The sequence below is a fragment of the Phenylobacterium sp. genome (genome assembly GCF_035569475.1).
Lineage (GTDB): Bacteria > Pseudomonadota > Alphaproteobacteria > Caulobacterales > Caulobacteraceae > Phenylobacterium.
This window is the reverse complement of sequence record NZ_DATMNA010000001.1, coordinates 1-5,046: the sequence shown is the minus strand read 5'-3', so window position 1 is coordinate 5,046 and position 5,046 is coordinate 1. Positions and strand designations below refer to the sequence as shown.

General features: G+C 72.5%; 4 protein-coding genes. All 4 read left to right on the top strand.

The annotated features are described in order from the left end of the window. Positions 1-261: 261 nt before the first annotated feature. Positions 262-1,371, top strand: a complete 1,110-nt coding sequence (locus VNW53_RS00020) for an HlyD family secretion protein (protein WP_325552707.1) — start codon at positions 262-264, stop codon at positions 1,369-1,371. Beyond that, positions 1,368-3,008: an MFS transporter gene (locus VNW53_RS00015; RefSeq protein WP_325552706.1), complete on the top strand. Its 1,641-nt coding sequence runs from the start codon at positions 1,368-1,370 to the stop codon at positions 3,006-3,008. Before VNW53_RS00020 ends, VNW53_RS00015 begins: the two co-directional genes overlap by 4 nt. Continuing rightward, the gene (locus VNW53_RS00010) at positions 3,005-4,426 is read left to right on the top strand and encodes an efflux transporter outer membrane subunit (protein WP_325552704.1); all 1,422 of its coding nucleotides are present in this window, start codon (positions 3,005-3,007) and stop codon (positions 4,424-4,426) included. The genes VNW53_RS00015 and VNW53_RS00010 overlap by 4 nt, the downstream gene beginning before the upstream one ends. A gap of 67 nt (positions 4,427-4,493) precedes the next feature. After that, positions 4,494-5,046: Gfo/Idh/MocA family protein (locus VNW53_RS00005; RefSeq protein WP_325552703.1), on the top strand; the 553-nt coding region annotated here is incomplete at its 3' end.

The window sequence follows — 5,046 nt, the reverse complement described above, 5'->3', positions numbered from 1 at the left end:
CTGGGCGAGCGCGCCCTGCGCGCTCAGCAAGACCGCCGCGACGCCCGAGAGCGCGACAAGAGATTTCCGCATGTGATCCTCCACGGCGCGGCGGCCCATGCGTTCGCGCTCGCAGCTTAGCGCTTCAGTCCAGCGGGAGTTGCAAGCCGGCGCGGCGACCCGTCGCCGCTCTCGGCCGGCCTGAAGGTTTGCGGTCCGCGCCAAGCGGCGCCAATCATTCGCGTGGAAGGTCCTGCGACGGGCCGATCCAGGAACAGGCGGATGAGCAGGCCCTGGTTCACGTTCCCGCGGCGGCCCGGCGCGAGCCCGGCGGCGATCGACTGGCGAAGGGCGTCCGAGGTGACGTGGCGGGTCCTGGTCTTCATCATCGCCCTGGCGATCCTGATCGTCGTCACCACCCGATGGACCGGCTGGCAGGGTGCGGCGGGGTGGCAGTCGACTGACGACGCCTATCTGCAGGCCGACCTCACGCCAGTGGCCGCCAAGGTCGCGGGCTATGTGCGCGACGTGCCGGTACAGGACTTCCAGAGGGTCAGGGCAGGCCAGGTCCTGGCGGAGATTACCGACACCGACTATCGCGCCAGCGTGGCGCAGGCGCAGGCCAACGTCGCGGCGGCGACGGCGCAGGTCCAGGCGCTGAAGGCGCAGCAGGCGCTGCAGGCCGCCAACGTCGAGGCCGCCCGGGCCGCGGTCGCCGTCACCGCCGCCACCCTGGCGCAGAGCGGCCGCGACATCGCGCGCGAGCAGAAGCTGCTGGCGACCGGCTCGTCGTCCACCGAGGCCAGCGAGAAGCTGCGGACCACGCGGGACCAACTGGTGGCCCAGGCCGCCCAGACCCGCGCCCAGGCGGACGCCGCCGCGCGCCAACTGGGCGTCCTGGCCGCCCAGCAAGGCCAGGCGGAGGCCGCGGTCGCGGCCCAGCAGGCCAACCTGCAACTGGCCAGGATCAACCTCGGCTACACCCGCATCGTGGCGCCCCAGGACGGCGTGCTCGGCCAGCGCCAGGTCCGGCCGGGCCAGTTCGTCGCCGTCGGCAGCCAGATCACCACGCTCACGCCGCTGCCCCGCGTCTGGGTGGTCGCCAACTACAAGGAGACCCAGCTCGCCCACATGGCCCCGGGCGAACAGGCCAGGATCAGCGTCGACGCCTTCCCCGGCCACACCCTGAAGGGCCACGTTCTGGCCTTCGCCCCCGGCTCCGGCGCCCAGTTCGCGCTGCTGCCGCCGGACAACGCCACCGGCAACTTCACCAAGGTGGTCCAGCGGATCGCCGTGAAGATCGCCATCGACGACGCCGACGGCCTCGCCGACCGCCTGCGCCCCGGCATGTCGGTGGTCGCCAAGGTGGACGCTCGCGACGGCCGGCGATGAGCGGCCCGGCCACCCCCGCGGCCGGGGCGGCGCCGGCCCCGCCCCCCGACCCGCCGATCCCCTGGTTCGGCCTGGCCGCGGTCCTGCTCGGCACCTTCATCTCGACCCTCAACGGGCGGCTCTCGACCTTCGGGCTGAACGATATCCGCGGCGGGGTCTACGCAGGTTTCGACGACGGCGCCTGGATCACCACCGCCCAGACGGTCGCCCAGATGCTGGTGCTGCCCGTCGCCATCTGGCTGGGCGCGGCGTTCGGGGCGCGGCGCGTGCTGATCGAGGCGGCGCTGGCCTATGCGGTGATCTCGTTCGTGGAGCCGTTCTCGCCGAACCTCGCCATGCTGCTGGGCCTGCAGTTCATGGGCGGCATGGCCTCGGGGTTCTTCATCCCCCTCACCCTCAGCTTCATCCTGCGGGGCACTCCGCCGCGCCTATGGGCCTACGGCATAGCCCTCTACGCCCTCAATCTGGAGCTTTCGCTCAACATCTCCGCCTCGCTGGAGGGCTGGTACGTTGATCACTTCTCCTGGCGCTGGATCTTCTGGCAGAACGTCCCTCTGGCGCTGGGCATGTTCGCCTGTTTCAAGTGGGGCGCGAAGCCGGAGCCGCCGAACCCCGCCGCTCCGATGCCGGACCGTTTCGGCCTGGTCACCAGCGGGCTGGGCCTGGCCCTGATCTATGCGGCGCTGGACCAGGGCAACCGGCTCGATTGGCTGAACTCCGGCCTGGTCTGGGGCCTGATGGCGGCCGGAGTCATCCTGTTCGCCGCCTTCCTGTTGCACGAGTGGCGCTGGCCCCAGCCCTTCTTCAACATCAAGGTCGCCTTCAGCCCGCCCTTGCCGCGGCTGCTGTTCTTCGTCGCCTTCCTGCGCCTGACGATCCTGTCGACGGCCTATCTGATCCCGCAATACCTGGGCGCCGTGCGCGGCTTCCGCGCGCTGGAGGTCGGCCAGACCATGATCTGGATCGCCGCGCCGCAGCTCATCATCTGCCCCCTGGCCGCGGTCATGCTGCGGCGGATGGACCCGCGCTTCGTCTCCTGCGTGGGCTTCGTCCTGATCAGCATCGCCTGCCTGATGGTGGCCCACAGCCTGACGGCGGTGTGGTCCTCCGACCAGTTCATGGTTTCCCAGCTCCTCCAGGCCGTCGGGCAGAGCTTCGCGCTGTCGGGCATCGTCTTCTTCGGCATCCTGCATCTGAAGCCCGAAGACGCGCTCACCTTCGGCGCGTCGATCCAGACCGCGCGCCTGCTGGGCGGCCAGATCGGCACGGCGTTCATCGTCACCTTCGTGCGCGTCCGCAGCCAGATCGCTTCGAACCACATCGGGCAGCACGTCCAGTCCGGCGATCCCCAGGTGCTCCACCGACTGCAGGCCTATGCGGCGGCGACCGGACGGGCAGTGGATCCGTCCCTGGCCGCGGCGCGCGCGGAGACCGTGCTGGCCGGGGTGGTCCGCAGCGCCGCGGCGACGCAAGGCGTGATCGACGGCTTCGTGGCCATCGGGGCCCTGACCGCCCTGGCCCTGCTGCTGCTGGTGGCGCACAAGCCGGCGCCGATCGGGCCGGCCTCGCACATGCCGCTGTTCGCGCCGCGACCGGAGCCGCCGCCCGCGCCCGACCTCGGAGCCGAGCCGTCATGAGGCGCCTGCTCACCCTGCTGGCTTGCGCCCCGGCGCTCACCGCCTGCGTCGTGGGGCCGGACTACCGCACCCCGCCGGCGCCGGCCGGCGCCCAGGCGCCGCTGGTGTCGCTGAATCCCGCGGCCGAGACTGCCGCCGCACCCGCCGACGACTGGTGGCGGCTCTACAACGACCCCGTGCTGGACCGGCTGATCGGCGAGGCGTTCGCCGCCAACGCCGACCTGGTCCAGGCGCAGGCCAACCTGTCGGGCGCCCGCGCGGTGCTGGAGGCCTCGCGCACCGGCCGCTATCCCGCCACCAACCTGGCGGTCGGCGCGACCCGCGGCCGTGACGCCGTCACCGACGAGATCCTGGAGCTCACCGGCCGCCCGCCGGCGACCATCTGGCTCTTCGACGACATCCTCGACGTCTCCTACGAGGTCGACCTGTTCGGCCGGGTGCGGCGCTCGATCGAGGCCTCGCGCGCCGACGCCGACGCCGTGGCCGCCGCGCGCGACGGGCTGCGCGTCACCGTCGCCGCCGAGACCGCCCGCGCCTACGCCCAGGTCTGCACCCTGGGTGAAGAGGCGGCGGTCGCGCGCCGCACGCTGGCGGTCGTCGCCCACCAGGCGGACATCACGGCGGCCCGGCATGAGGCCGGCGCGAACTCCGAGTTCGACGTCATCCGCGCCCAGGGCCTGGTCGCCCAGGTGCGCGCCGCCATCCCGCCGCTGGAGGGGCAGAGGCGCGCGGCCCTCTTCCAGCTCGCCGCCCTGATCGGCCGCACTCCGACGTCCGCGCCCAGGGAGGTCGAGGCCTGCGTGACGGCGCCGCGCCTGACCGCCCTGATCCCGGTGGGCGACGGCGCGGCGCTGCTGAAACGGCGGCCGGACGTGCGCCAGGCGGAGCGGCGCGTGGCCGCCGCCACCGCCCGCATCGGGGTCGCCACCGCCGATCTCTATCCGAGGATCAGCCTGACCGGGCACTACGGCGGCGTGGCCACGACCGTCGGAGACCTGAGCCGGGAAGCCGGCCTGACCTGGGGCCTCGGCCCTGCCGTGAGCTGGAGCTTCCCCAACCAGAGCCTGCCGCGCGCCCGCATCCGGCAGGCCAAGGCCGGCGCGGACGCGGCCCTGGCCGGCTTCGACTCGGTGGTCCTTCAGGCGTTGAAGGAGACCGAGCAGGCGCTGGCGGCCTACAGCGCCGAACTCGACCGCCGGCAGGACCTGGCCGAGGCCCAGGATCGGGCCCGCCGCGCCTTCGACCTCGCCCAGGGCCAGTACCTGAACGGCGCGCTCAGCCAACTGGAGCTGCTGACCGCCGAACAGTCGCTGGTGGCCGCCGAGTCGGCCGTGGCCGCCTCCGACGCGGCGCTGGCGCAGGACCAGATCGCCGTCTTCAAGGCGCTGGGCGGCGGCTGGCGCGCCGCCCAGCGCTGACCCTTGCCAAGGCGCCCAACCCTGGGCCCAATGCCGGCCGACAATGGGCTTGCGGGAGAACCGGGCTATGGCGGTGTATGACGTGAACGGCCGGCGCCTGGGGCCTGGCGGGCTGACGCGGCGCGGGGCGCTGGGGGCCGCGGCGGGGCTGGCGGCGGGGGCGTTCGCGGGCTCGGCCCTGGCGGCGGAGAAGAAGAAGCCGACGGCGGCCAGCGACAAGGTCAATATCGCGGTGATCGGCGCCGGCGGCCAGGGCGCGGCCAACATGTCCAAGCTGACCGGCCAGAACATCGTGGCCACCTCCGACGTGGACTACGACCACGTACTGCACGCCCTGGTGGACAAGAGCGGCTGGATCGCGCCGGCGAAGGAGCCGCTGAAGGTGGCCTACGACCGGGCGACGCGTTACACCGACTATCGCAGGATGTTCGATGCGCAGAAGGACATCGAGGCGGTGCTGATCGCCACGCCCGACCACCACCATGCGGTGGCGGCCCGCTGGGCGATGGAGCGCGGCTACCACGTCTTCGTGCAGAAGCCGCTGACCTACAACATCACCGAGAGCCGCAAGCTGGCGGCGCTGGCGGCGGCCAATCCGAAGATGGTCACCCAGATGGGCA

Excerpts from the sequence above, each read along its gene's own strand:
- VNW53_RS00020 (WP_325552707.1), top strand. The coding sequence starts at position 262 with ATGAGCAGGCCCTGGTTCACGTTCCCGCGGCGGCCCGGCGCGAGCCCG.
- VNW53_RS00015 (WP_325552706.1), top strand. The coding sequence starts at position 1,368 with ATGAGCGGCCCGGCCACCCCCGCGGCCGGGGCGGCGCCGGCCCCGCCC.
- VNW53_RS00010 (WP_325552704.1), top strand. The coding sequence starts at position 3,005 with ATGAGGCGCCTGCTCACCCTGCTGGCTTGCGCCCCGGCGCTCACCGCC.